Origin of the sequence: Nocardia mikamii NBRC 108933 (assembly GCF_001613505.1) — a bacterium.
Taxonomy (GTDB): domain Bacteria; phylum Actinomycetota; class Actinomycetes; order Mycobacteriales; family Mycobacteriaceae; genus Nocardia; species Nocardia mikamii.
In genome coordinates, this window is the sequence record NZ_BDCM01000013.1 from 13,527 (window position 1) to 37,433 (window position 23,907).

The 23,907-nt window shown below is 69.0% G+C and carries 23 protein-coding genes; 14 read left to right on the top strand and 9 right to left on the bottom strand.

Features of this window, described 5'->3' with window-relative positions; all coding sequences use genetic code 11:
• Positions 1-13 precede the first annotated feature (13 nt).
• Genes NMI01S_RS18140 through NMI01S_RS18160 form a run of 5 tightly spaced genes read right to left on the bottom strand, consistent with a single transcriptional unit; the run spans position 14 to position 3,965 of the window.
• Positions 14-706 (bottom strand): O-methyltransferase, encoded by a 693-nt coding sequence (locus NMI01S_RS18140; protein WP_062998815.1) that lies wholly within the window; start codon positions 704-706, stop codon positions 14-16.
• Complete coding sequence (locus NMI01S_RS18145; protein WP_062998817.1) at positions 703-1,491, bottom strand: NADPH-dependent FMN reductase; 789 nt, start codon at positions 1,489-1,491, stop codon at positions 703-705. The genes NMI01S_RS18140 and NMI01S_RS18145 overlap by 4 nt, the downstream gene beginning before the upstream one ends.
• Before the next feature lie 9 nt (positions 1,492-1,500).
• On the bottom strand, positions 1,501-2,028 hold the full coding sequence (locus NMI01S_RS18150) for a cupin domain-containing protein (protein WP_062999768.1): 528 nt from the start codon (positions 2,026-2,028) through the stop codon (positions 1,501-1,503).
• Positions 2,028-3,083, bottom strand: a complete 1,056-nt coding sequence (locus NMI01S_RS18155) for a type III polyketide synthase (RefSeq protein WP_062998819.1) — start codon at positions 3,081-3,083, stop codon at positions 2,028-2,030. The genes NMI01S_RS18150 and NMI01S_RS18155 overlap by 1 nt, the downstream gene beginning before the upstream one ends.
• Before the next feature lie 39 nt (positions 3,084-3,122).
• Positions 3,123-3,965, bottom strand: coding sequence for a UbiA family prenyltransferase (locus NMI01S_RS18160; protein WP_167669917.1), 843 nt, complete (start codon positions 3,963-3,965; stop codon positions 3,123-3,125).
• Positions 3,966-4,472: 507 nt separating this feature from the next.
• Between NMI01S_RS18160 and NMI01S_RS18165 the strand changes: the two genes are divergently transcribed.
• From NMI01S_RS18165 to NMI01S_RS18200, 8 genes are read left to right on the top strand one after another with little or no spacing between them, the layout of a single operon-like run.
• Complete coding sequence (locus NMI01S_RS18165; RefSeq protein WP_062998823.1) at positions 4,473-5,660, top strand: acyl-CoA dehydrogenase family protein; 1,188 nt, start codon at positions 4,473-4,475, stop codon at positions 5,658-5,660.
• On the top strand, positions 5,657-6,808 hold the full coding sequence (locus NMI01S_RS18170; protein ID WP_062998825.1) for an SDR family oxidoreductase: 1,152 nt from the start codon (positions 5,657-5,659) through the stop codon (positions 6,806-6,808). Before NMI01S_RS18165 ends, NMI01S_RS18170 begins: the two co-directional genes overlap by 4 nt.
• Positions 6,805-7,803, top strand: a complete 999-nt coding sequence (locus NMI01S_RS18175) for an NAD-dependent epimerase/dehydratase family protein (RefSeq protein WP_062998827.1) — start codon at positions 6,805-6,807, stop codon at positions 7,801-7,803. The genes NMI01S_RS18170 and NMI01S_RS18175 overlap by 4 nt, the downstream gene beginning before the upstream one ends.
• A complete protein-coding gene (locus tag NMI01S_RS18180) occupies positions 7,800-9,272 on the top strand; it encodes a PEP-utilizing enzyme (protein WP_062998829.1) in 1,473 nt (490 codons plus the stop codon). Before NMI01S_RS18175 ends, NMI01S_RS18180 begins: the two co-directional genes overlap by 4 nt.
• Positions 9,262-9,573, top strand: coding sequence for an acyl carrier protein (locus tag NMI01S_RS18185; protein ID WP_157163521.1), 312 nt, complete (start codon positions 9,262-9,264; stop codon positions 9,571-9,573). Before NMI01S_RS18180 ends, NMI01S_RS18185 begins: the two co-directional genes overlap by 11 nt.
• Entirely contained in the window at positions 9,570-11,291 is a 1,722-nt protein-coding gene (locus tag NMI01S_RS18190; protein WP_062998833.1) for an AMP-binding protein, read from the top strand. Before NMI01S_RS18185 ends, NMI01S_RS18190 begins: the two co-directional genes overlap by 4 nt.
• Positions 11,272-13,020, top strand: coding sequence for a PEP/pyruvate-binding domain-containing protein (locus tag NMI01S_RS18195; RefSeq protein ID WP_062998835.1), 1,749 nt, complete (start codon positions 11,272-11,274; stop codon positions 13,018-13,020). The genes NMI01S_RS18190 and NMI01S_RS18195 overlap by 20 nt, the downstream gene beginning before the upstream one ends.
• A complete protein-coding gene (locus NMI01S_RS18200) occupies positions 13,017-13,577 on the top strand; it encodes a hypothetical protein (RefSeq protein WP_062998837.1) in 561 nt (186 codons plus the stop codon). Before NMI01S_RS18195 ends, NMI01S_RS18200 begins: the two co-directional genes overlap by 4 nt.
• A gap of 9 nt (positions 13,578-13,586) precedes the next feature.
• On the opposite strand, the gene NMI01S_RS18205 is transcribed toward NMI01S_RS18200, so the two are convergent.
• The gene (locus tag NMI01S_RS18205) at positions 13,587-15,809 is read right to left on the bottom strand and encodes a winged helix-turn-helix domain-containing protein (protein ID WP_062998839.1); all 2,223 of its coding nucleotides are present in this window, start codon (positions 15,807-15,809) and stop codon (positions 13,587-13,589) included.
• On the opposite strand from NMI01S_RS18205, the gene NMI01S_RS34940 reads away from it, so the two are divergent.
• From NMI01S_RS34940 to NMI01S_RS18220, 4 genes are all read left to right on the top strand, one after another.
• Positions 15,795-16,073, top strand: coding sequence for a hypothetical protein (locus NMI01S_RS34940; RefSeq protein WP_157126252.1), 279 nt, complete (start codon positions 15,795-15,797; stop codon positions 16,071-16,073). The two genes, NMI01S_RS18205 and NMI01S_RS34940, sit on opposite strands and share 15 nt — an antisense overlap.
• A gap of 52 nt (positions 16,074-16,125) precedes the next feature.
• A complete protein-coding gene (locus NMI01S_RS18210) occupies positions 16,126-16,857 on the top strand; it encodes an ABC transporter ATP-binding protein (protein WP_062998841.1) in 732 nt (243 codons plus the stop codon).
• Positions 16,854-17,639 (top strand): ABC transporter permease, encoded by a 786-nt coding sequence (locus NMI01S_RS18215; RefSeq protein ID WP_062998843.1) that lies wholly within the window; start codon positions 16,854-16,856, stop codon positions 17,637-17,639. The genes NMI01S_RS18210 and NMI01S_RS18215 overlap by 4 nt, the downstream gene beginning before the upstream one ends.
• A gap of 70 nt (positions 17,640-17,709) precedes the next feature.
• A complete protein-coding gene (locus NMI01S_RS18220) occupies positions 17,710-18,333 on the top strand; it encodes a TetR/AcrR family transcriptional regulator (RefSeq protein ID WP_062998845.1) in 624 nt (207 codons plus the stop codon).
• A gap of 21 nt (positions 18,334-18,354) precedes the next feature.
• Here NMI01S_RS18220 and NMI01S_RS18225 read toward each other — a convergent pair whose 3' ends face one another.
• The 3 genes from NMI01S_RS18225 to NMI01S_RS18235 are packed head-to-tail and all read right to left on the bottom strand — an operon-like array spanning position 18,355 to position 21,297.
• The gene (locus NMI01S_RS18225) at positions 18,355-18,576 is read right to left on the bottom strand and encodes a Trm112 family protein (RefSeq protein WP_036500728.1); all 222 of its coding nucleotides are present in this window, start codon (positions 18,574-18,576) and stop codon (positions 18,355-18,357) included.
• A 10-nt stretch (positions 18,577-18,586) separates the two neighbouring features.
• Positions 18,587-19,078 (bottom strand): GtrA family protein, encoded by a 492-nt coding sequence (locus NMI01S_RS18230; protein ID WP_369689918.1) that lies wholly within the window; start codon positions 19,076-19,078, stop codon positions 18,587-18,589.
• Positions 19,075-21,297, bottom strand: a complete 2,223-nt coding sequence (locus NMI01S_RS18235) for a tol-pal system YbgF family protein (RefSeq protein WP_062999772.1) — start codon at positions 21,295-21,297, stop codon at positions 19,075-19,077. The genes NMI01S_RS18230 and NMI01S_RS18235 overlap by 4 nt, the downstream gene beginning before the upstream one ends.
• A gap of 397 nt (positions 21,298-21,694) precedes the next feature.
• Here NMI01S_RS18235 and NMI01S_RS18240 point away from each other — a divergent pair, with 397 nt between their 5' ends.
• On the top strand, positions 21,695-22,717 hold the full coding sequence (locus NMI01S_RS18240) for a glycosyltransferase (RefSeq protein WP_084513116.1): 1,023 nt from the start codon (positions 21,695-21,697) through the stop codon (positions 22,715-22,717).
• Positions 22,707-23,843: a dTDP-4-amino-4,6-dideoxygalactose transaminase gene (gene rffA / locus NMI01S_RS18245; RefSeq protein ID WP_062998849.1), complete on the top strand. Its 1,137-nt coding sequence runs from the start codon at positions 22,707-22,709 to the stop codon at positions 23,841-23,843. The genes NMI01S_RS18240 and rffA overlap by 11 nt, the downstream gene beginning before the upstream one ends.
• The last annotated feature ends 64 nt before the right edge of the window (positions 23,844-23,907 follow it).

Consider the following 23,907-nt stretch of genomic DNA (forward strand, 5'->3'; position numbering starts at 1 on the left):
CGGTGGCCGGACGCTACCGCACCCGGACGATCACATCGATTCCGTCGTCGAGGGGCAGGGTTGTCCGTAGATAGGTCTGCGAGCGTTCCGCTACGTATCGGTGGAACTCGTCGAGCAGGTCGGCATGTCTGGAGACATTGTCCGAGACGATGATCGAACCCAGCGTCAATTTCGGCTCCATCGCTCGAAATACGGGCAGATGCAGGGGCAGCCACCCGTCGAGCAGCAGCAGTCCGACGGGGCCGGACACGGTCGGCAACGTCTCGAGCGCATTGCCGACCAGGACGCGCACCCGATCATCCACACCCGCCTCGGCGAGATTGGCGGTGGCGACCGCCGCCTTGTGCGCGCTCAGTTCGGTGCCGATCACCCGCGCGCCCGTACGTTGCGCGGCGGCGGCCAGATACAGCGTCGACATGCCGTGTGAGGTGCCGTATTCCACGATCGTGGCGGCGCCGGAGCTCACCGCCAGCTGAAACAGCAGACGGCCCACGGAACGGGCGACCGGTAGCATCGCCGCCTCACCCGTGGCGGTCATCGCCCGCAGGGTCTCGGCATCCGGTGTGGCGCCGAGTTCGCGCAATCGCACCGATACCGCGCCGATCACCTCCCCGTCGGCGCGGGCCGCCACTTCCAGTCGCTCGACGACACCGCGCACCCGGTCGTCGAGAAAGTCGAGACCACTGTCGGTTCCGATGTCGATCATGATTCTCCCCTTCGATGTCCGTTGCTCGAAAGAACCGGGCCGCTTGCCATTTCGGCGCTGATCCATTCCTGCGCCTCTCGTGCGGAGATGCCGGCGTTGTGCAGCCGCTCCGCGACCACGCCGGGCGGCGCGCCCCGGCTCAGCGCCTCACGCACCATCGGGGCGAAGCGCGCCCGTTCGACGACGGCCCGGTGGGCGGCGACGAAATCGGCGCCGGCGCGCGCGGTCCCCGCGCGGAGGGCGTTGCCGAGCTGTTCGAGCGCCAGGGCGACCAGCGCTCGCACGGCGGGATCCGTGACGACCACCGACCCGTCGGCATCGGGACGCAACAGGCTCGGCGCCGAGGCCAGCACGATTTCCGGTTGGTACAGCACGGTGTTGCCCAGATACGACAGCACCCGGTTCAGGTCGGCCAGTCCGCGCGCGCCGTTGCTGCGCGACAGCGTCACCACCACGGGCACGATCACCTTCCCGCGCAGGGCGCCGCCGCCGTGCGGGCGGGACAGCCAGTCGAGGGCGTTCTTCAGTACCCCCGGAACGGACTGGTTGTATTCCGGGGAGGCGACGATCACCCCGTCGGACGCAGCCACCGCGGCGCGCAACGCCCGCACGCCCGGCGGCGGCGCCGCGGTATCGATGTCCTCGTTGTACAGCGGCACCTCGCCGAGTCCGTCGAACACCTGGTAGCCGCATTCGAACGGCAGCAGGTGCGCGACCGCCTCCAGGAACATCCGGTTGTAGGACTGCCGCCGCAACGAGCCAGCGAGTCCGAGCACGGTCGTCATCGCTGCGGCTCACTCACCCGGCGGCTGGTAGCGCAACTCGCTGATCTGCTCGATGTCGTATTTCTGGCGCAGTGCCGCCACGGCGGCCGGGTCCACCGCGGCGCCGGTGCGGAAGATCTCGATGAGTCCTTCGAAATAGTGTTCGTGGTCCGGCGGCGGTGAGGCCTGGAAGAACATCTTCGCCGGCGCGTCGGAGGCGTTGCGGAACGCGTGCGGGCATCCGGGCGGCACGAACACCACGCTGCCGGGGCCGGCCGTGATGACGGTGCGGCCCTCCTCGGAGCGCCACTGCGACCAATGCCCTTCCCACGAAACCGGTTCGAAGGCAAGGAATTCCAGCTCGCCCTCGACGAGGTAGAACAGCTCCTCGGAATGGTGATGCAGATGCGCCCCGACGTCGAAGCCCGGTGGGACCAGCACCTCGAAACTGGACGCGGCGGTGGAGTGCTCGCCGGTGACCTTGAAAACCACTTCGTGTGCGGCGCTGACGAGTCGTTTGCCCTCGCCCGGCGCTACGTAGAGTCCGTGAATCGACATCAGCTGTACCACTCTCCCAGTGAGATCTCGGCGGTGATTCCGGGACCGAACCCGGCGATGATGCCGCGTCCGATCTTCGGGTTGTCGGTGTCTTCGAAGAGTCGCCGGGTCGCGTCGAGCACCACGGCGCTGGCGATATTGCCGTGCCGGGTCAGCGTCTCGCGGCTGTAGCGGAACTGGTTCGGCGCCACGTCGAGGAATTTCGACAGGTCGTCGAGGATGCGCGGTCCGCCGGCATGGATGATGTAGAAGTCGAGGACCCCCGCATCCCAGCCCTCCTGTTCGGAGACCGCCCGGAGCACCGGCGCCAGCGGTTCCATCGTTCCCGGGACCCGCTTGTCGAGCTGGAAGTGGAAGCCGGTCGCCCGCACCGCGTAGGAGATCCAGTCGATGGTGCCGGGAATCAGGTAGGACGCGTTGCGCCGCAACTCGATTCCGGCTCTGCCCGCGACGGCGGCATCGGAGACCACCACGGCCGCGACGGCATCGCCGAACAGGCCGTTGGACAGCAGGGTGCCGACGGAGACGTCACTGGGCTGGTAGCACAGCGAGCAGAACTCGCACGACACCACGAGGACGTTCGCGCCGGGGTGGGCCCGGCAGTAGTCCAGGGCGCGGGCGATGGCGGCACCGCCTGCGGCACAACCGAGTTGAGCGATCGGAAGCTGTGCCGTGGAGTACCGGAAGCCGAGTTCGTTGATCATCCACGCGGTCAGCGACGGCATCATGAAGCCGGTGCACGAGACGTAGATGATGGCGTCGATATCCGCCGCGGCCTTACCCGCGTTGGCCAGCGCCTCGCCGACGACCACCGGCACGTAGCGTTTCGCCTCCACCTCGTGCAGTCGATTGCGTTCCTCGAAACCGGGGTGCCGCAACGCGCGATCCAAGGGCTGCACGATGTTGCGGGTCTCGACGCCGGTGTTGCGGATCAACCGCAACGCCAGCTCCAGGTCCGCGTGGTCCGCGTGCAGCCGGCGCGCGACGTCCAAGGTCTGTTCGAGGGTGACCACCTCGTCCGGGAAGGCCACCGCGGGTTTGTACAGGATCGCCATTCGCCGATCTCCTAACTCGTAATTCGATGAGGGCGGCGCCTAGCGGGCCGCGAAGGCGAAGACGGCGGCGACGACTGTCGTCCACCCGACTAGAAGGGTGTGCAGCGGAGCGAGTTTCGACGAAGCGCGCAGCACGGCCACTCCCTCGTCGACCGGCTTCCCGCGCACCGCCCGGGCGGTGCGGGCCATGAACCGCACCGCGAACAGGCAGGCCGCCAGATACGGCACCAGTCCCCAGACCGGGCCGGCCAGCACCACGATCGACGCGGTGACGACGATCGCTCCGAGCGACAGCATCGCCACCCCGAGCCCGAGCGCGCGGGTCAGTCCGAGGGTCCGGACGTAGGTCATCACCGAATACAGTTCGTCCTCGGGGAAGTCCTCGGCGTGACTGATGACGATGATGCCGATGTTGGTGAGGCTGAAGCCGCAGATCGCGGCGATCGCCGCCCACGACAGCGGCCCTTCGAACGCGCGCAGTACGAACAATCCCGGCAGGACGAAGTACACGGCGTGCAGCACCGGCAGCTGCCAGATGCCGCGGCCGTTGAGGTGCAGCGGCGGCAGCGAGTAGCCCATGCCCAGCACCGCCCACAGACCGCCGATGAGCAGCAGATCCAGATGCCCGGTGCGGTAGGTCAGCCAGCCCTCCGCGACTCCCACGATCAGCATGGCGACCACGATCTGGCGGATCACCCGGCCGACGCCCAGGCCGTAGACCGCACTCGACAGCCTGGTCTTGTAGATCGCGTCCATCCGGCGGTCGGCGAGGCAGTTGGCCATATTGCCGATCTGAATGGAGACCACCACGACGATGGTCGCGAGCAGCATGTCGAGGGACAGCAATTCGCGCATCGTCCGAGCCATGAGAAGGGCCGGCACCAAAGGAACCGTCACCGTCAACGGTAGAAATTCAACGCGTCGAATAATGAGGCTGTAACGCAGCCAGGACTGCACCGAGAGTTTCTCGGTCGGTGCCGAGCCGTCGGCGGTGAATATCTCCGTCCATTGCGCGGCGAGGCTGACTCGATTATCCGTCATTGTGCATTTCTCCCCTATAGCAAGATATTGTCAGGCGGTCGCGAGCCTCGGATATTTCATCCAAAACTGCTGTTGGACAGGCAGTTTCGAGACGATCTACGGGAGGGGCGGCGGCGACGAGGCCGACTCGTTGCGCACGACGGTGGCGCTCGGACAAGATTGACACAGCGCTCTCGTAAAAGTCAACGGATCTAATTGTTGACGGCTTCGACGGAAATGTGTCACGCTGACTTCGCACTGTTCATGTGTGAATTCGACTCCCCATCTGCCGAGACCGGAAAGGCTGCGCAGCCGCAGCCTCGAGGTGTGGGAAAAATTCGGCATTCGATCCGGAGGGAACGGATATCAATGACCCTCGAAACAGCACTACCCACGGCCGGCGATCTGGGCCGGATCGTGCAGGACGCCCTGGACTCGGTGCAGGCCGACCCCACCCTCGTCCGGTTTCCGCGACAGCTGCTGGAATCCCTCGGCAAGGCCGGGGTACTACGCGGCCGCTGGTCGGCGGCCGCGGCACCCGGCACCGACGCCGGCGACGTGGTCTTCGGCGTGCGCCTGGGCGCGGAGCTGTCGAGCCGGGCGCCGGCGGGAGTCGCCATCGGCGTGTCCCTGCACACCGAAACCGTGCTCTCGCTGCTCCACCGCTTCGGTCACTCGGATTACCTTGTGGCACTGCGTGAACAGGCGTTGGACGGCACCGCGGTCGGCTGCATCGCCGCCAGCGAACCCACGGGCGGCAGCGACCTCTCGGCCGTCACGTGCCTGGCGACCCCGACCGAGCACGGCTGGTCGGTCACCGGTCGCAAGAAATTCGTATCCCTGGGCGCGGTCGCGGATTTCGCCGTCGTGCTGTGCCGGATCGCGGCGGCCGACGGCCGGCCCACCGATCGCCACGCGACGATCGTGGTGCCGATGACCGCGGCCCGGATCCTCCGCGAGCACGACAAACTGGGCACACACGCGCTCGATACCGTGGCCGTCGAGTTCGACGGCGTCGAGGTGGATCGGCAGGCGACGCTGGGCCGGGCCGGGCTGGGCGTGCTCAATCTGAACTACGGATTGTCCTTCGAGCGGCTGGCGATCGCGGCCCAGGTCGCCGGCGGATGCGCGACCGCGATCAGCCTGGCGGTCGAACACGCCGGGCGCCGTACACAATTCGGTAAGCGGTTGCTCGAGCACCAGTACATCGCCTTCCGGCTGGCCGAGTTGTCGGCCGAGGTCGAGGTGCTCTCCGGTGCGGTCGACACGATCGCCCGCGACCTCATGGCCGGACCGCTCGACCGCGCGCTGATCAGCAGGATCGCCGCGGTCAAACTGTGCGCGGCACGGGCCGGTGAACGCTTGATCAGCGAAGCGATGCAGGTGTTCGGCGGCCCGGGCTATCTCCCCCGGGAGACGCCGTTCGGCCAGTTCTGGAACGACATCCGTGTGGCACGCATCGGCGCGGGAACCGACGAAATGATGCTGGCGATCATCACCGACTCCCTACGCGGCAACCCCGACCTCTACGACCGGCTGGTGAGCATCTCCTCATGACCCTCGCGACAACCGCCACCACACCCGCTCACCGCCGCACCGCGCCGCGCCTGCTGATCGCCGGGCTGACCGGACAGGTCGGGCGCGGCCTGGCCGAGGCACTGACCGACAGCCCCGACCCGGCCGGCACGACGGCCGTCGTGCGCCGCCGCCCGCGGGCCGATCTCGACCGCGCCGCCATCCCGCAGCACCAGGTGATCGGCGACGTGGCCGAAAACCTGTGGGGCCTGGACTGTTCGACGTTGCCCGCGGTCGACGTCGTGGTCGACCTCGCCGGCATCGTCGACTGGACGGCCGGGCAGGCGGCGCTGGACCGGATCAACTACCTCGGTGCGCTCAACGGTCTCGCGCTGGCGCGCGAGCTGAGCGATCGACTCGGCCGTGTCGTTCCGTACCTGTACGTGAGCACCGCCTACGTGGCAGGCACCGCCTCCGGCAATATCGCCGAGGATCTGCACCCCGCGCATCCGGACCGCACGCCCTACGAACTGAGCAAATGGTTCGCCGAGCAGCATCTGATCCGCCGGGCCGCCGCCGACGGTCACCCGGTGCTGATCGCCCGGATCGGCGGCGTGATCGGCAGTTCCCGCACCCGATCGACCACGCGGTGGAGTTCGCTGTATCAACTCGTCACGCCGATGTCGTCGGGGCAGTTGCCGGTCCTGCCGGTGCGGCCGGAAGCCCGCGTGGACATCCTGCCGCGCGACGTGATCGGTGAGGGCCTGGTGCGGTTGCTCGACCACGGCGCCGCCACGGAATACGCGTCGTGGCGCGGCGGGGCGATCGTCCACCTGGTCGCCGGTGAAACCGCCCCCACACTGGCGGCACTGCTGACGGTGTTGCAGTCCAAGGACATCACCGGCCGCTACGACCCGCCGCGACTGCTGGTCGCTCCCGACCGCGCGCTGCGGCTCGCGGAGAACCTGGCGTTGAAGTACGCGCGCTGGAATCGGGAGATGGGCAATCGCCTGTTCGGGCTCCGATACGTCTCCATCGATCGGATCTTCGAACGAACCCGGTTGCGGGCACTGACCGACGGCTGGGCGCCCAGCTACTCGGTGGAGGACCTCATCGACGTGGCCTTCGATCTCACCCCGCCGGTGGCTCCCGAGCCGCTGCCCGAACTCCCGCTGGGACGATTCGCATGAAAATACTCGTCGCCGGCGCCTCCGGCTATCTGGGAAGTACCGTCTCGAGACTGCTCGACGCCGAGGGCCACGAGGTCGTCGCACTGAGCCGCAGCGGCCGGACCCGCTACGGAACCGGCGTCGCGGGCGATGTGAACTCGCCCGGATTCGGCTCGACCGACGAGGCCCTCGACGCCTTGACCGACATCGACGCGGTGGTCTGCGGATTCGGTTCGGTGGATATGGGTTCGGATCCGACGGGCGTGGTGAACCTCCACGTCAACGGCACGCGAAACGTCCTCGATCTGGCCGCGTCGATCGGGTCGGTACGCCGCGTCGTGTACGTCTCGTCGATCCTCGCGCTGGGCCGCGCCACCGGTCCGATCACCAATCGCGATCTCAGCCGTGGTCAGACCTTCCGCAACTGGTACGAATACGCCAAATACCGTGGCGAGTTGATCGCGCGCCGCGAACGCCGGGTTCCGGTGACAGTGCTCCGGCTGGGCACCTTGCTCGGGCCCGCCCCCGCCGAACTGATCCCCCGCCGCGGTGGGCCGGTGTCGGTCCTTCCGCACCTGCTCAGCGGGTTACCGGTGACACTGCACGACTGCGGCCGGTATCCGGTCTACGCGGCCGACGTCGAGGTGGCCGCGCGAGTGGTGCGAGACATCACCGTCAGCGACGAACACCGCGGTGGCTGTACCTATTTCGATCCGGAGCGGCCGACGCTGGCCGACGTACTCGAGCGCCTGTGCCGCCCGTGGCAGGTGGTGCCGAAGATCGTCGACGCCACCGGCCCCGCATGGACGCGCCGCCTGCTGACTCGTCGCTTCGGGCTCGAGGAGGACGTCGTCGACTACGCCCGGCCGCTGTTCGATTTCGATCCGGGCATCTTCGACACCCTCCCGAGCCCGGACATCCGGTCGGCGACCGACTACATCGCCGAAACCGGTGTGGCACTGCGCGATTCGGGTCTGACGAGCCGCAGCCTCGATGTCCTGGGAGCAGCACAATGAGCATTTCACACTGTCGTGTCGACACCTATCCCCATCCGGAGCTGCGGGTGTACTCGGCCGGAAATTTCGGGGAGATCGCACCGCAACGGCTGTCACCGATGTCCTGGTCGCTGGTCGGCAGGCCGATGGAGTGGGGCACCCGGCAGTTCATACGCGACATCCTCGGCCCGCAGCGCTGGGCGACCGGCTCGGACTACGTGTTCACCGGCTACTTCAATTGCCGTCCGTACCACAACCTTACGGCCTACTGCCGCATCGCCGACCAGGTGAATCTGCTGACCCCCGAGGACGTCACCGCCGCGTACTTCGAGGGCATCGATCCGCCCCGGCCCAGCTCCGGCCGCCGGCCGGGCCGCCTGCGCCGCAACGGCGCCACCGCGCGGATGCTGCGCGAGCTGGTCGAACTGCGGCCGCGCGTGATCGAGCTGGAACAGGCGGTGTTCGAATTCGAACAGGACGTCGACGCCGTCCTCGGCGACGAGGCCGTCTGGCGCCTGGGCGAACTGGCCACCCGCGGCGACGCACTGCTGGAGCGAGCCTGGCATCTGCACATCATCAGCACGTCGGGGTCGGTCGCGGCGGAGGTGTTGCAGCGCACCGTGGTCGGCCGGCTCGCACGCGGCGGCAACCTGATCACCAACTGGCTCAAGGAACCCGCCGAATTGCCGTGGGGCCGCATCGGTCAGCTCGCGCCCCTCGCCGACGGGCCCGCACGCTTCGTCCAGCACCCGTTCTACGAGATCGCCGATACCGACCTGCCCTGGTCGGACTATGTGATCGCGCCCATGAACCACACCCCGGCCGCCACCCGGGAGGAGTCCGATCTGTCGCCGCGGGAGGCGCTGCTCGGCATGTCCGGAGCGGCGCGCGGCCGGGCCATCGACGCCTCGGTGCTGTTCCTGGGCGACGTGATGGCCTTGCGGGAGCACAGTAAATCGCTGGCGATGCGGTTGCTGCATGCCCACCGGCGGTTCGTGCCCGTGATCGCCGCCCATCGGGGCGTGGCCGCCGCGGACTGGCCGTACCTCGCGATGCGCGAACTGCGTGACGCCCTCCCGGACCGCGCGGAAATAGAGCGGCGCCGCACCGCCTGTGAGGACGCCCTCGCGGTGGCGATGCCGGATTATCTGGATCTGTCGCCGGGCGCGCCCGCACACCATCAGCCGCACCGTACCCCGCACGGGGCCGCGGCGGGCGTCTGCGACGGGATCGCCATCGGGCTCGGGGACATGCCCACCGAACGGGGGGCGGTGCTGGCCTGCGAGAGCGCCGACGCCAACGTCATTCCGATCCTGCCGTTCGTCGGCGCGGTGGTGACCGCCCGCGGCAGTCAGTACTCACACATCGCGATCATCTGCCGGGAACTCGGGATCCCGGCCGTGGTGTCGCATCCGCTGGCCACCGAAATCAAACCGGGACAGCGGGTGTACGTGAACGGAGATACGGGAGAGGTGCGAATTGTCCACTGATAACCAGACTTTCGATCCGGTAGCCGATCCGGAGGCGGTGCTGACGGTCCTCGAGGACAAGATCGCGGTCGGCCGGCCACGGCTGGACCTGCGGCTGACCGATTCGGTCCGCGACGACATCGACCTCGACTCGCTGTCGCTGATGGAGGCGCTGACCCGGGTCGAGGAGGAGTACGGCATCGAACTCATCGACCACGAGGACATCTACGGCGTCGAGACCGTCGGCGACCTGGTCGCGCTGATTCAGCGCACCTATCACGACCGGTACCCGAACGACCCCGCGTCCCGGGAGGCGCGGTGAGATCACTCGTCGACTGGATCACCGACCGCGACAACGACGGCACGGTCCGCTTCTACACCGGGCACGAGTGGGAGAGCCTGGGCTACGACTCGATGGCCACCGAGGCCCTGAACGTGGCCGGCGCGCTGCGCGAACGCGGTATCGGGCGCGGCGACCGGGTGGCGCTGGTCCTGCCGACCTGCCCCGAATTTCCCCGATACTTCTTCGGCGTCATGGCGATCGGAGCGATACCCACCGTCGTCGCCCCGATCGGGCTGCCCGAGGGCGGCCGGGCCGGGCACCTGTCGCGGTTGCGCGCGCTGGCCCCGGCGGCCGTGGTCGCCGGGCCGGAGACACTCGCGGGGCTTGCCGAGCCCGGCCCGGACCGGCCCCGCCATCTCATCGACGCCGAGGAGCCGGTGCCGGCGGCCGACCGGGTCGCGCTGTGCCCCGCGACCGATGACGAGACCGCGATCATCCAATTCACCTCGGGTTCGAGCAGTTTGCCGCGAGCCGTCCGGATCAGCGCACGCGCCGCCATCGCCCACGTGGAAATGCTGAAATCGGTATTCCACGACAGCACAGGGCATTCCACCCAGACCTTCGGATCCTGGCTGCCGTTGCACCACGACATGGGGCTGATCGGCACCTTCCTGTCACCGATCCTCTACTCCCAGGACGCGTGGCTGATGCGCCCGGAGCATTTCGTCCGGCGCCCGCTGACCTGGCTGGAACTGTTCGGGCGCCACGGAGCGAACCATTCGGCCATACCGAATTTCGCGATCGAACGCATCGTGCGGCTGGTGGGGGCCACGGCCCTGGACGGCATGGACTTCTCCGAGTGGCGGTCGCTGATCGTGGGATCGGATCGCATCAATTTCGCCGCGCTGCGCAGCTTCTACGAGTTGCTGGCGCCGTTCGGGCTGCCCGCCCGGACCGTCAAACCGGGCTACGGGATGGCGGAGACCACGCTCGCGGTGTCGGTCTGCCCGCTGCCGGACGTGCCGACCGCGCTGGATATCGATCACCGGACCCTGTCGGATCGGGCTCAGGTCGAGGTGCTCGGGCAGCGGGACCTGCTCGATGCCGAGCCGGTGCCCGACGGCGCGACCTGCATCGTGTCGTGCGGGCGGGCCCTGCCGGGTGCGCACATCGAGGTCGTCGACTCCGATCGCGTCGTGCTGCCCGACGGCCAGGTCGGCGAGATCACCGTGGCCTCACCGGCATTGTTCAGCGGCTATCTCGACGAGGACGACACCGTCCCCGTGGTGCATTACACCGGTGATCTGGGCTTCCGGTACCAGGACGAGGTCTACGTGCTGGGCCGGATGGGCAACGCGATCAAGGTGAACGGCACGTTCATCACCGCCGAGGACGTCGAACTCGCTCTCGCCGAACGACTTCGGGTCCATCACGACAAGATCACCGTGGTGCTGCGTGATCTCGAGATGGCGGGTAAACCCTCGAGCCTGGTGGTCTTCCAGCAGCGGGTGCCCGCCGAGGCCGTCGAGACGACGCTGTCGGTACTGCGGCGGTCGGGGCTCGACGCGGCCACCGCGGCCCTGGTCACCATGGCGCCCTTGGCGATTCCGAGGACCACGAGCGGAAAACCGCGGCGCGTCGAGCTGTGGAACGATCTGGCGACCGGAATCAGCGCCGCCCGCCACCTGTTCATCGGCGCCGCCTCACCCCTGCTGCGCCTCACCCTGGGAGCCGGTGATGAGTCACCCGGGCATTGAGCGTTTCGAGACCCCGCAGATCTCGCGGGCACTGTTCGGCGGCAAAGGATTCTTCCTCACCAAGCTGGCCGAGATGAATTATCCGGTACCACCCTTCCGGATCCTGCCCGGTGAACGCCTGCGGCGCACGGGCGGCCGGCTCGACGAGATCACGCAACTGGTCCGGGAATTGCGGAAGGAAGCGGCCGCGACCATGGCGGCCGACCGCGCCACCGTGGCCTTCGCCGTGCGATCGAGCGCGCCGGTGAGTATGCCCGGCATGATGGACACCCTGCTGTGTATCGGTCTGACACCGGAGCACGTGCCCGCGCTGAGCGAGCGGCTCGGCGGGCAGGAATCCGCCTGGGGCGCAGTGGTTTCCGGTGTCCGCGCGCTGTGCGTGCACGTCGCGGGTGTGCCGGAGGCGGAACTGCCCACCGGACCGCCCGAGCGGATTCGTTCCGAGCTGATCGACATCTACGAACAGCAGACCGGGGCGCGATTCCCGGTCGAGCCCGCGGCGCAGGTGAAGGCGGCCGTGGATGCGGTGGCCGCCTCGTGGAACAACCGGCGGGCGCGGGAATACCGTGCCGCACATGGCATTTCGGAATCAGACCGGCCGTCCGTGGTCGTGCAGGCGATGGCGTACGGAACCGCGGCCACCGCCAGCGGCAGCGGTGTCGTCTTCAGCCACGATCCCCTCACGGGGATGCGCGGACTGCACGGCGAATATCTGCCCGCCGCGACCGGGGAATCCCTGGTCGGCGGCACCGCGACACCGGCGCACATCGAGGTGCTCGCCGATACCGCGCCGGGCGCCTACGGCGAGCTCGCCGCCACGGTGGACGAACTGTTCTGCTGGCTGACGCTGATCGTCGAGGTCGAATTCGTCGTCGAATCCGGGAAACTGTGGCTCGTGCAGGTGCGCCCGGCGGTGGCCGCCGAGCGGGTCCACAACACGGTCACCGTCGACGCCTGGCGTGCCGGGCTGCTGGATCGCCCGGCCGCCCTGCGACGGTTGCGGCCGGCGGCGCTGTTCGACCGTGCGTCCCCGCATGCCGCCGCCGGTCACGCACCGTTGCTCGCCAGCGGAATCGCCGCGTCGACCGGTGTGGCGTCGGGCCGGCTGGCCCGCGACACCGCGTCCGTGCTCGCCGCGGCCGGTGAGCCGACGGTGCTGCTGCGGCCGTCCACCGAGCCCGAGGACTTCGCGGGCATGCTGCATGCGACCGCCGTGGTGACCCAGGAAGGCGGGTCCGGTTCCCACGCGGCGGTGGTGGCGCGTGAACTCGGAAAGCCGGCGGTGGTCGGTGCCCGGTTCGTCGATCCGGAGTGGCCGGCGCGGGCCGGCGGCGAACTGGTGACGGTCTGCGGGACCACGGGCCGGATCTGGCGCGGGCTGGTTCCGGCGGTCGACGGGCACGCGCCGCCGTGGCCCTCGGATCTGATCGGGGAACCGCTGCGCACGACCGTGGTCGACGCACTGGACGACCTGCCGTCCGCGGACGTGGACGGCGCGGGCCGCGGTCTCGTCGTCACCGCCGACCCCGACCTCGCCTGCCGCGCGGCGGCCGGCTCGCCGATCGCCTTCGTCTGCGGCGCCGGTCCGGCCGATCGGCCGTGGCTGGCCGAGCTGCCCGATATCCCGCTGCGCTACGTGGTGGTGAATTCGCCCGCGCAGCGGCGCTTCGTCAGCACCCTGCTGGCGATCCGAGAAACCCTGTCCCCCGGATCGGAGACGCAACGATGACCACCACCGACGATGCGCTCGTGGTGATACCCCGGCGCACCCGAGTCCTGCACACCCTGCGGGTCGCCGGGTGGCTGGCCGCCGACCACTTCGGCGCGGACGCACCGCTGAGCGACGCGTCACTGTTCAAACAGGTCCCGACCCCACGCGGCGACATGATCACGCTCACCCCCGCGGGAGAACACGCGGCCGAGGTGGAACTCGACGCCGTCTGCCGTCACCTGTCCGCGGCCGGGCGGGACCGCATCGCCGCCCTGCTCGATCGGTTCGAACAGGCCGATCCGCGAATCAAGAACGCGGTGACCGCATTCCAGCGCGATCGCGGTCCGGTGACCGCGCGCGGCGTGCTCGACCTGCACGGCGAGGTCGCCGATCTTCTCACCGCGATCGGCGGCGCCCTCCCGCTGTGGGACGACTACCCGGCACGGTTCGCGACCGTGGTGGCCCGCATCGAGTCCGGCGATCTCGACAGTGTCGCCTCGCCGCTGCGGGACAGCTACCACACGGTGTGGCATCTGCTCCATCGTGATCTGCGCTTGGTGGCCGAGTGCCGGTAGCCGTGCCGGCTACTGCGGCGAGTCGGCGGCCACCGCGTGATCGTCGCCCTGCACGACCAGCGCGACGTGCAGGCGGGAGCGGCAATCGAGCTTCTGCATGATCTGGCGAATGTGGTTGACCACGGTCCATTCCGAGAGGTTCAGCCGCTTGGCGATCATGCGGTTGGTCATTCCGGTCGCCACCAGCTCGGCGATTTCGCGCTGGCGGGCGGTCAGCACATCCAGCCGGGAGTCCGCCGGTGCGAGGGTGGCCGGTGCCGACAACGAAAAGGCGGCGGCATCGGCCACCGTCCAGTGGTTCACCTGCGCCACGTACTCCCGAATCCGGTCCGGCCCCACCATCGTTCGCAGGCGATGGACCGACCCGGGTACGTCCTCCGGATCGAGCTGGGGAATGCTGTGCCGGGCGCGCAATCGCCGCGCCGCCAGCCACAGTCGTGCCGAATACTCGTGGGGGGCGGCCCCGGCCCGGTCGTAGACCCGGGCACAGCCTTCGATCGCGATCACGGCCGTCACCACTTCGGCGGCGATCCCCTCGTCCGCGAGCACCTCCCGGTAGACCGCCAGCGATCGGTCCGGTGCCGGCCCCGCGATCTGACTGCGCGCCAGCGAATTCAGCGCCGGCAGGCGAATCGATCCGGCGCAGCGCCGGATCCGGGCTGCCACCTCGTCCCAGCCCTCGGCGCCGGCCGGAAGGCCGGCCAGGGCTTCGGTGATCCACATCCAGTCGGCGAACCGTTCGCTCAGTCTGCCCGCGAATCGCGACGACAGCCGCAGGCAGTGCCGTGCCGATTCCGCGTCACCCAGTGCGCACAGCGCGGCGGCGAGCGGCACTCCCGTCCGGGCGGCCCGGAATTCGTCGCCGGCCTCGCGGTAGCCGTGCCCCGCCGCGGTCAGCATTCGCATCGCGCGATGCAACCGGTCGGTGCGTAATGCCCACAGCCCCAGCAATTCCCGGCACAGCGCGGCCGACACTCCGGCGAGCGGCTCGGCGCCCGGCGCCAGAAGTCCGGACAGCACCGTCTCCAGCTCACGCACCCGCCCGTGCTGCGACCACACCGGATCCAGGAGCGCGATCGTTTCGATCGCGCGTTCGGCCTGCCCCACCGCGATCAACTGGTTGATCGTCGTGAGCAGACTGTCCGGAGCCGCCCGCCGGTTCGTGCGCGCCCCGGCGTCGAGCACGCGCTCGGCGAACTCCGCGCGCAGCCGGGCCGCGCGCGCCGGATCGGCCGCATCGACCCGGCGGCAGTAGCTGCGCACCGTGGCGCCCACCCGGCAACTGCCGACATCGGTTCCGGATTCGACCCGGTGGATCAGTCCGCGCTCGAACAGCACATCGAGTGCCGCCGTGGTGCGGCCGCGATCCAGCACACTCACCCGATAGGCGAGCTCGATGTCGAACGGCGTCTCGAACAGTGACAGCCGCAGCAGCAGGTCGACCACATGCCCGTCGAGATCCCCGATCGTCCACTCGACCGCATCGTGCATGGTGCGGTGACGGGTCGGAGCCGAGCCCAGCGCCGGGGACTGCAGATCCACGCCGGCCTTGATCCGCCGCAACGCACGCGCCGGGCCGAACCGCGCGATCTCGGCGGCGGCCAACTCCAGCGCCAACGGGACACCGTCGAGTTCCCGGACGATCTCGTCGAGCACCAGGCGATCGGCCAGGGAGTGCATCCGCCGGTAGTGGCTGTCGATACTGGCCAGCAGCAATCGCGAGGCCGGCGAGGATCCCGGATCGTAGTTCAGCAGACCGGTATCGACCGCCAACGGCCGCACCAGGACCACGTACTCCTGCGGCAGGCGCAGCGCCTCGCGGCTGGTCACCACGATCCGCACCTGCGGACATCGCTCGAGCAACTGTCCTACGTGGGGCGCCAGTTCCCGGGCGACGGGATCGCAATTGTCCAGCAGGACGATTCGCGCCTCGTCGCCGATCACCGCCGCGAGCTCGGAGAACGCGGACGCCACCTGCCGCGGCTCGACCGTCACGGCACCGGGCGCGGCATCCAGGAAGCCGATCAGCTGGTCGCGAAACTCGCTGTGCCACAGCACTTCTCGCGCCAAGCGGGACTTCCCGACGCCGGCGCGGCCGATCAGGGTCAGCAATCGGATCGACTGCTCACCGAGGAGCCGGCGGAGGGTGTCGACGTCGTCGCCGCGCCCGACGAAGGCGGGACCGGACGGTGCGGCGGAGCCGGGTGGAGAAAGCGGGTGTTCGTGCGTCATGCGCCAATCACTTTCACACTGCGCCCCGATGGCGACCGAGAGAACCGATCAGGCCGTGCCGCGCTGCACCATTCGTCGCGCGAATCCAACTCCCCGAATGTCGACGAATACGCCGTGATCCCGCATAACGATACCAACCCGCGCCCGCTCACGAGCGGTATCGAACCGGTCACGATCATCTTCCCGGACCGTGATCGACATATCCGGTTCCGCCGCGAGGCTTGCGCCGCAACCGCACCCGGGGCAGAATTCAACACACAATGAATTCAACGCTCGGTGAATAATCTCGCCGGTCGTGCGAGCTGAGAGGTGGACCGTGGCGAACTCCGATTCGTCCCCGGCGATCACCGTCGAGCACCTGCGGGTGCGGCGCGGGGGACATGAAGTGCTGCACGATATTTCGCTGACCGTCCCGATGGGCAGCATCACCGGCCTGCTCGGCCCCTCCGGCTGCGGCAAGACCACCCTGATGCGCGGCATCGTCGGCACCCAGCTGATCCAGGCCGGCAGCGTGCGGGTACTCGGCGAGGAAGCCGGCAGCCGTGGTCTGCGGTCCCGTATCGGGTACGTCACGCAGGCGCCGAGCATCTACGACGACCTCAGCGTGCTGGAGAACGTCTCCTATTTCGCGGCGCTCTACGGCCGCGACGCGAAAGCGGTGCACGCGGCGATCGACCAGGTCGGCATGACCCCGCACAGCCGCCACCGGGGCAATCAACTCTCCGGCGGACAGCGGACGCGGGTGTCGCTGGCGTGTGCGCTGGTCGCCGATCCGGAACTGCTGGTCCTCGACGAACCGACCGTGGGACTGGATCCTGTGCTGCGGGCCGAGCTGTGGAAGCAGTTCCACGAACTCGCCGGTCAGGGCCGCACACTCGTGGTGTCGAGTCACGTCATGGACGAGGCCGAGCACTGCGACCAGCTCCTGCTCATGCGCGACGGCCACCTCCTGGCCCAGCTCACCCCCGACAAACTGCGCGCCGACACCGGCGAAACCAGTTTGGAGAACGCATTTCTCGCCCTCATCACGATGGGACAGCCGCGATGACAACGACATTCGCCCCGCCGTCGCGCCGGCCGCTGCGCTGCTACACCGCGACCTCGGCGCGCATCCTGCGTCAGTTGCGCGCGGACCGGCGCACCGTCGCCATGCTGCTGCTGGTGCCGACGCTGCTCATGGCACTGTTGTATTTCGTCTATCACGAGACGCCGACGATGCCCGGCGTGCCGTCGCTGTTCGACCGCGTCGGGATCAGCATGCTGGGCATCCTGCCCTTCATCGTGATGTTCCTGATCACCGCGATCGCCATGCAGCGCGAGCGGACCTCGGGCACGCTGGAGCGGCTGATGACGACACCGCTGTCGAAGCTGGATCTGCTGGGCGGATACGGCACCGCGTTCTCCGTCGCCGCGGCGGCGCAGGCGGGCCTGGCGTGCCTGGTCTCCTTCTGGTTGCTGGGATTACAGGCCGCGGGCAGCGCCTGGCTGGTACTGCTGATCGCCGTGGTCGACGCGGTGCTGGGTGTGGCGCTGGGCCTGTTGGCCAGTGCCTTCGCGCGCACCGAATTCCAGGCCGTGCAGTTCATGCCGCTGGTGGTGGGCCCGCAGTTCTTCCTCTGCGGCCTGCTGGTCCCGCGCGATCAACTGCCGCGCTGGCTGGAGATCATCAGCGACGTGCTGCCGCTCAGCTATGCGGTCGACGCGCTGCAGGAGGTCTCCCGGCATCCGGGTGCGACCGCCGCGATGTGGCGAGATCTGGGCATCGTCGCCGCATTCGCCGCTGTCGCACTGGCTTTGGGCGCCGCCACCCTTCGCCGGCGCACGCCGTGAGCGGTCGGGCGCCGAGGCGGCAGCGCGGCGTCACCAGGCGGCGCCGCGCTGCTGCCGCGGAAGGAGCAGCATGAGCGACGTGACCGATCGGGTGAGCGGGCGTAGCGGGCGGCGGGCCGGCGAATCCGGTACGCGGGAAGCGATTCTGGGCGCGGCGCGCACCCGCTTCGCCGAGGTCGGATTCGACAAGGCGTCGATCCGCTCGATCGCGGGCGCGGCGGGAGTCGATCCCGCGCTGGTACATCACTACTTCGGCACCAAACAGCAATTGTTCTCCGCCGCATTGAATCTGCCGATCGATCCGGAGGTGATCCGCGGGCCGATCCGGGCCGCCGAACTCGACCGGCTGGGCGAGACCGTGGTCCGGACCGTGGTCGGCGCGTGGGATTCCTCGGTGGGAGAGCACGCGGTCGCGGCCTTCCGGGGCATCCTCGCGGGCGGGGATGCCGCGCTGGCGCGCAGCTTCCTGCTGGAGGTCGCCCTGAAAGACGTTCGGGAGAAGGTGGATTCGCCACCGGGCACCGGCACGACGCGAGTGGTACTCGCCGCGTCGCAGATGATCGGACTGCTGGTGGCGCGCAAAATTCTGCAGGTCGAACCCGTGGCGTCCATGCCGCTGGACGAGCTGGCCGCGGCGGTCGGGCCGACGATGCAGCGCTATCTGACGGGCGAGCTGCCGATCGCCGGCGGCTGATACACCGCCGGCCGGACGCGCTCAGCCCTGGGCGGTGAAGGCCTCGTGCTCGGCGTCGCCGACCGCACGGGCCTCGTCCACCAGCAGCACCGGGATCCCGTTGTCGACCGGGTAGGCGCGGCGCAGGCGCGGGTTGTAGAGCACGCTGTTGCCGTCCGCGTCGCGGACCAGCGACAACGGCCCCTTGTCCTCCGGACAGGCCAGCAGGCTCAACAACGTCGGGTCCAGGGTTTGCTCCGCCATATCCGACAACCTACCCGTCGACATGATCCGCGGGCCGGGCCGCCCGCCGGAACGAGATGTGCCGATGCCCGAAGAAGCTGAGCACCGCCACCAGCCCCATCACCACGACCGTCGCGGGAGTCTCCGGCAGGTCGAACACCCCGACCGCCAGTTGCACTCCCGCCATGTTCAGTATCAGCCCGCCCGAGTTGACCGCGACGAATCGCGCGAAATCGGCGAGCAGGTGACCGCGCACCCGGAAGACCAGGGTGCGATGGGCGAAGAAGGCGAACACGATGCTGATCGAGTAGGCCAGCGCCACCGCCACCGCGGGCGGCCAGCCGCCGGGCAGCAGTTTCAGCCACATCACCGTCAGCCCCATGCCCAGCAGCGTGTTGGCCGCGCCGACCGCGGCGAAGGCGATCTCCTGGCGGCGGATCAGTCGCAGCAGCAGGCCCGGCGGCGGGGTGTCCGGCTCCCCCGCCACCCGCGCCGCGGCCGCTCCGTCCGCACCGACGCTCACGAGATCGCGCCCGCGGCTTCCTGCTCTACCGGTTCGCCGGATTCGCCGGGACGCCGCCGGGAACGCAGGTACAGCCACTGCATCACCGCCAGCAGCACCAGGCCGCCGGCCGCGGCGGCGACACCGATGCGCCACCCCGGCGGCTCCCAGGAGACCTCCAGCGTGGCATCGCGGGTTCCAGCCGGAATATCCACGGCGACAATCGATTTCGCCACCTCGCGAATCGGCAGATCGTGCCCGTCCAGCGTGGCGCGATAGCCGGGCCAGTTCAGCCGCGCGAGGACCACACGCCCGCCGTCGGGTGAGCTCACGCGTACCCGGCTGGTGCGGTCCGATTCCGACAGCGAGCTCGCCTGCACGTCGTGCGCGTCGGCGATGCGGCCGTCGAGCGTGGAAACCAGGCCCTGCTCACGCTCGAGTACCCAGATGTAGCGTTCGTGGCCCGGATAGTCGACCCACTTCCAGCCCGGCGGCGCGGGCTGGTTGCCCAGCTCCGGGTACATGGCACGCTGCAGGACCACCCGGTCGAGTTTCATCAGGTCCACCGGGGCGACCCCGGTGGACGGCTCGGGGGTGAACAGCCGCCGGAACGAGTCCGGACAGACGCTGGAATCCCAGCGCATGCACAGCATCTCGCCGAACCAGTAGTGCCCGTTGGGTGTGTAGCCGTTGACGTAGTTGCGATGCACGTCCTTGGCGAAGTTGCCGAACACCAGCGATCCGTAGGCGCCCCGCAGGCTCTTGTCCTCCGGCTGCAGCAGCCCGCGGTCGCCGAGCTGGATGGTGACGCCGTCGAAGGCCGGGAACGCCGCTTCCGCCTCGGAGCGGTGCACGGGCAGATTCCAGCCCATCGGCGTCGGCTGCACCAGATACACCTGCAGGTAGGCGATCGGGAGCATGGCGACGGCGGTTGCCAGTGCGGCCGCCCCGCTTCCGCGCCGCGCCCACAGCCACACCACGCCGGCGCCCAGCGCCGCGACCGCGAGCGCGGAGAGCACATGCCACCAGATGTCGTGCGGGTCGGCGGAAAACGTTCGCACCCAGAGCAATCCGATCAGCACCGCCGCCGCCACCGCGCGCGGGCGCCGGTCGCGCACGGTGCCGAACCGGCCCAGCAGTACGCAGACCAGGATCAGCAGGCCGACCGCCACCATCGGCAGCACCCGCGCCGGCCAGCGCAGCGGGCCGACCGTCCCCGGTCCCGCCGTCCACATCAGGAACATGATGGCGAACAGCGCCACCGAGATCAGTTCCCGCCAGACCCGGCGCGCGCCGTTCCAGTCGACGAATGCCAGCGCCGGGATCAGGAACCACGCGATATAGGTGACCGGCAGCGGCTGCACATATCCCCACCACGAGGTGAACGCCGGCATCGCCGACGGCAGGCTGGCGTTCAGCGATTCCGACCACGGCACCGTCAGGAACCGGTCGTTGTTGATCTGGGAATTGCCCCGCCAGCTCACCGTCGCGGACAGCATGCTCGGCAGATACGTCATCAAACCGGCCATACCGGCCGCGGCGGCGACCACCGCCACCCGCAGCACCGGCCGCCAGGCGCGTTGGACGACGATCTCCCCTACCGCGACGGCCACCAGCATCAGCGCCGCCTCGACGGCCGGAAAGACGTATTCGACCGAAATCGCCAGGTACAGGAAGACGAACAACGGTATCGGCCCGTAGCCGCGGGTGCCGCCGTAGCGCGACCGATCACCGGCCGGGCCGCGGGCATAGCGCACGGCACTGGCCCAGGCGTGCAGCATCCAGGCGGTGCCGGTCAGCGCGGTGACCCAGCTTGCCTCGTCGAAGAACAGGAACCAGCCCGAGAGCGGAAAGGCGATGCCCGCCACGGCAGCCCAGGACGCGCGACTGCCGTAAACCAGGCAGACCCGGTACACGCCGAGTGCGGCGACGATCGAGAAGACCAGTTTGACGACCGTCGCCAGCAGCGCGAGATTGTCCACCGAGGGCGCGATCAGATCGATCAGCAGTTGCGGCGGATTGAACAGGCCCGCCTCTTCCATGGTGTAGTTCCCGGTCATCCATTGTTCGGGCACCATCAGCGGCAGATGGCCCTCGCGCAGATGCCGGCCGAGCATCACCCACAGCGGTGTGTACTGGGACTCGGTGTCGTCGGTGTAGAAGTGCCGCGCGTTGGCGAGCAGCACCGCGATATATCCCGCAATTACTCCGAGTGCGGTGATCGCTCCCCATCGGAACACGATCCGCCGCGGATGCCCCGCGGCACTCTGCTCGGGCCGGGGAGCGGCAGGCCGCCCATCATCGACGGCGACATCGCGCCGATCCTCCCCGGGCTCCGCGAGCGCCGTCGTCGACACTGCACTTTCCACCACGATTGACAGACCCTACCCGCCCGCGCGCTCACGGTCACCGCACCCGGAAACCACCGCCCACTCGCGGAGCCGAAGCCGGTGACCAGCAGCGTGTTAGAGTTCACCCCGATTCGGGCTCTGGATACAGGCGAGGAGTTCCGGTGCGCACCGTCATCGAAAGTCGAACCAGCTGATGCCGATTCCGTCCGCAACCGCACATCCCCCTGCCGCCGGGCAGGCTCCGACACCGGATGTTCACCTCCCGGTCACCGGCGGCGGCGAGCGGGTGCATGCGGTCTCGGTGGTGATCCCGGTGTATCGCGGGGAGCAGACCATCGCCGGCCTGGTCGCCGAACTACACGCCGTGTCGCAGTCCTCGGCGACGCCGGAGGGCAACCATTTCGCGGTCGAGGAGATCGTGCTGGTCCACGACCACGGCCCCGACCGTTCCGACGTCGTGCTGCAGCGGCTGGCCGCCGAATATCCGCAGGTGCGGGTCATCTGGCTGAGTCGCAACTTCGGACAGGACGCGGCCACCATCGCCGGGATGGCCGCCGCCCGCGGCGAGTGGATCGTCACGATGGACGAAGACGGACAACACGATCCGGGATTCATCGGCACCTTCCTCGACACCGCGCTCGCCCAGCGCGCTGATCTGGTCTATTCGAAGCCGACCAACACCCGCCCGCACGGCCTCCTGCGCAACCTCACCTCGCGCGGGGCCAAGGTGGTACTGGCGACGGTCTTCGCCTTCCCCGATTCCACCCGCTTCGAAAGCTACCGGCTGATCCGCGGCGACATCGGCCGTCAGCTGGCCGAGGTCGCCTCCAACGGGGTCTATCTGGATGTGGCGCTGACCTGGGTGGTGGACAACACCGCGCAGGCGCCGGTGGTGCTGCGCGCGGAGGGCCGCGAAGAGTCCGGTTACAACTACCGCCGGTTGTTCTCGCTGTTCTGGAAGATGGTGCTGTGCAGCGGAACTCGCGGCCTGCGCCTGGTGAGCATGCTGGGCGTCACCCTGGCCGCCGGTGGTGCCGTGATGGCCGCGGTGGTGATCTGGAACGCCCTGTTCGGCAACGGTCACGACCCCGAGGGCTGGGCCTCGATCATCGTGGTGCTGCTGCTGGTCTCGGGCGCGATCCTGTTCTCGCTCGGCCTGATCGCGGAGTATCTGGGTGTGGCGTTGCACGTGCTGGTGGGCAAACCGCTGTATCTGACGGTAGATTCCCCGACACCGCGTCCGCACGCCGAGGCGCGGGTTCCGACCACGGCCGCAGCAATCGGGGGACACGATCCGGGTGAGCACTGACCGCATCCTCTTCAGCCGTCCCTACCGCGCCCAGGCCGAGCTGACCAATCTGGCCGCCGTCCTGGCCTCCGACCACAGTCACGGTGACGGGCCGTTCACCGCGGCGGCGACGGCGAAATTGCGCGCCATCACCGGCGCCCCGCACGCCCTGCTGACCACCTCGTGCACCCACGCTCTGGAGATGGCCGGGCTGCTGCTCGAACTGGGTCCCGACGACGAGGTGATCGTCCCCAGTTTCGCCTTCACCTCCACCGCCACCGCGGTCGCGATGCGTGGGGCCACCTGCGTCTTCGCCGATATCGACGAGCGCGGCAACCTCGACCCGGAGTCGGTGGCCGCGGCGGTCACCGAGCGGACCAAGGCGATCGTGGTCATCCACTACGGCGGCGTCGGCGCCGATATGGACCGGCTGCTCGAGATTTCCGAGACGCACGGCCTGGCCATCGTCGAGGACACCGCGCACGGCCTCGGCGGCCGGTGGCGCGGGCGGCCGCTGGGCACGATCGGCACCGTCGGCGCACTCAGCTTCCACGACACCAAGAACGTGCACTGCGGTGAGGGCGGGGCCATCCTGCTCACCGACGAGATCCTCATGGGGCGCGCCGAGATCATCCGCGAGAAGGGCACCGACCGCGCCCGGTTCCTGCGCGGGGCGGTCGACAAGTACTCCTGGCAGGACATCGGATCGAGTTATCTTCCCAGTGAGTTGAATGCCGCGGTGCTCGATGCGCAACTGGCCGAATTCGACCGGATCCAGGCCGGCCGCCTGCGGGTGTGGAACGCCTACGCCGCCGCACTGCCGGAGTGGGCCGCGCGCAACGACGTGCGGCTGATGCAGGTCCCGCAGGATCGCGAGCACACCGCGCATCTGTACTACCTGCGCACTCCGACCGAGGACGCCCGCGACGCGTTGATCGGATACCTTCGCGAACAAGGCATTTCGGCCCCGTTCCACTACGTGCCGCTGCACTCCAGCCCGGCCGGGCAGAAACTGGGCCGCACCACGGTCCCCTGCCCGCGCACCGACGACTTCTCGGCGACCCTGCTGCGCCTGCCGCTGTGGCCGGATCTGAACGATCGGCAGGTCGCGCGGGTGATCGAGACGGTCACGGCTTTCGCGGTGTGAGCGCAGCGCCTCGAAAAACGAGGGGAGCCGGCCGTCTGCCGGACCGAAGCGGGCGCTGCACGCG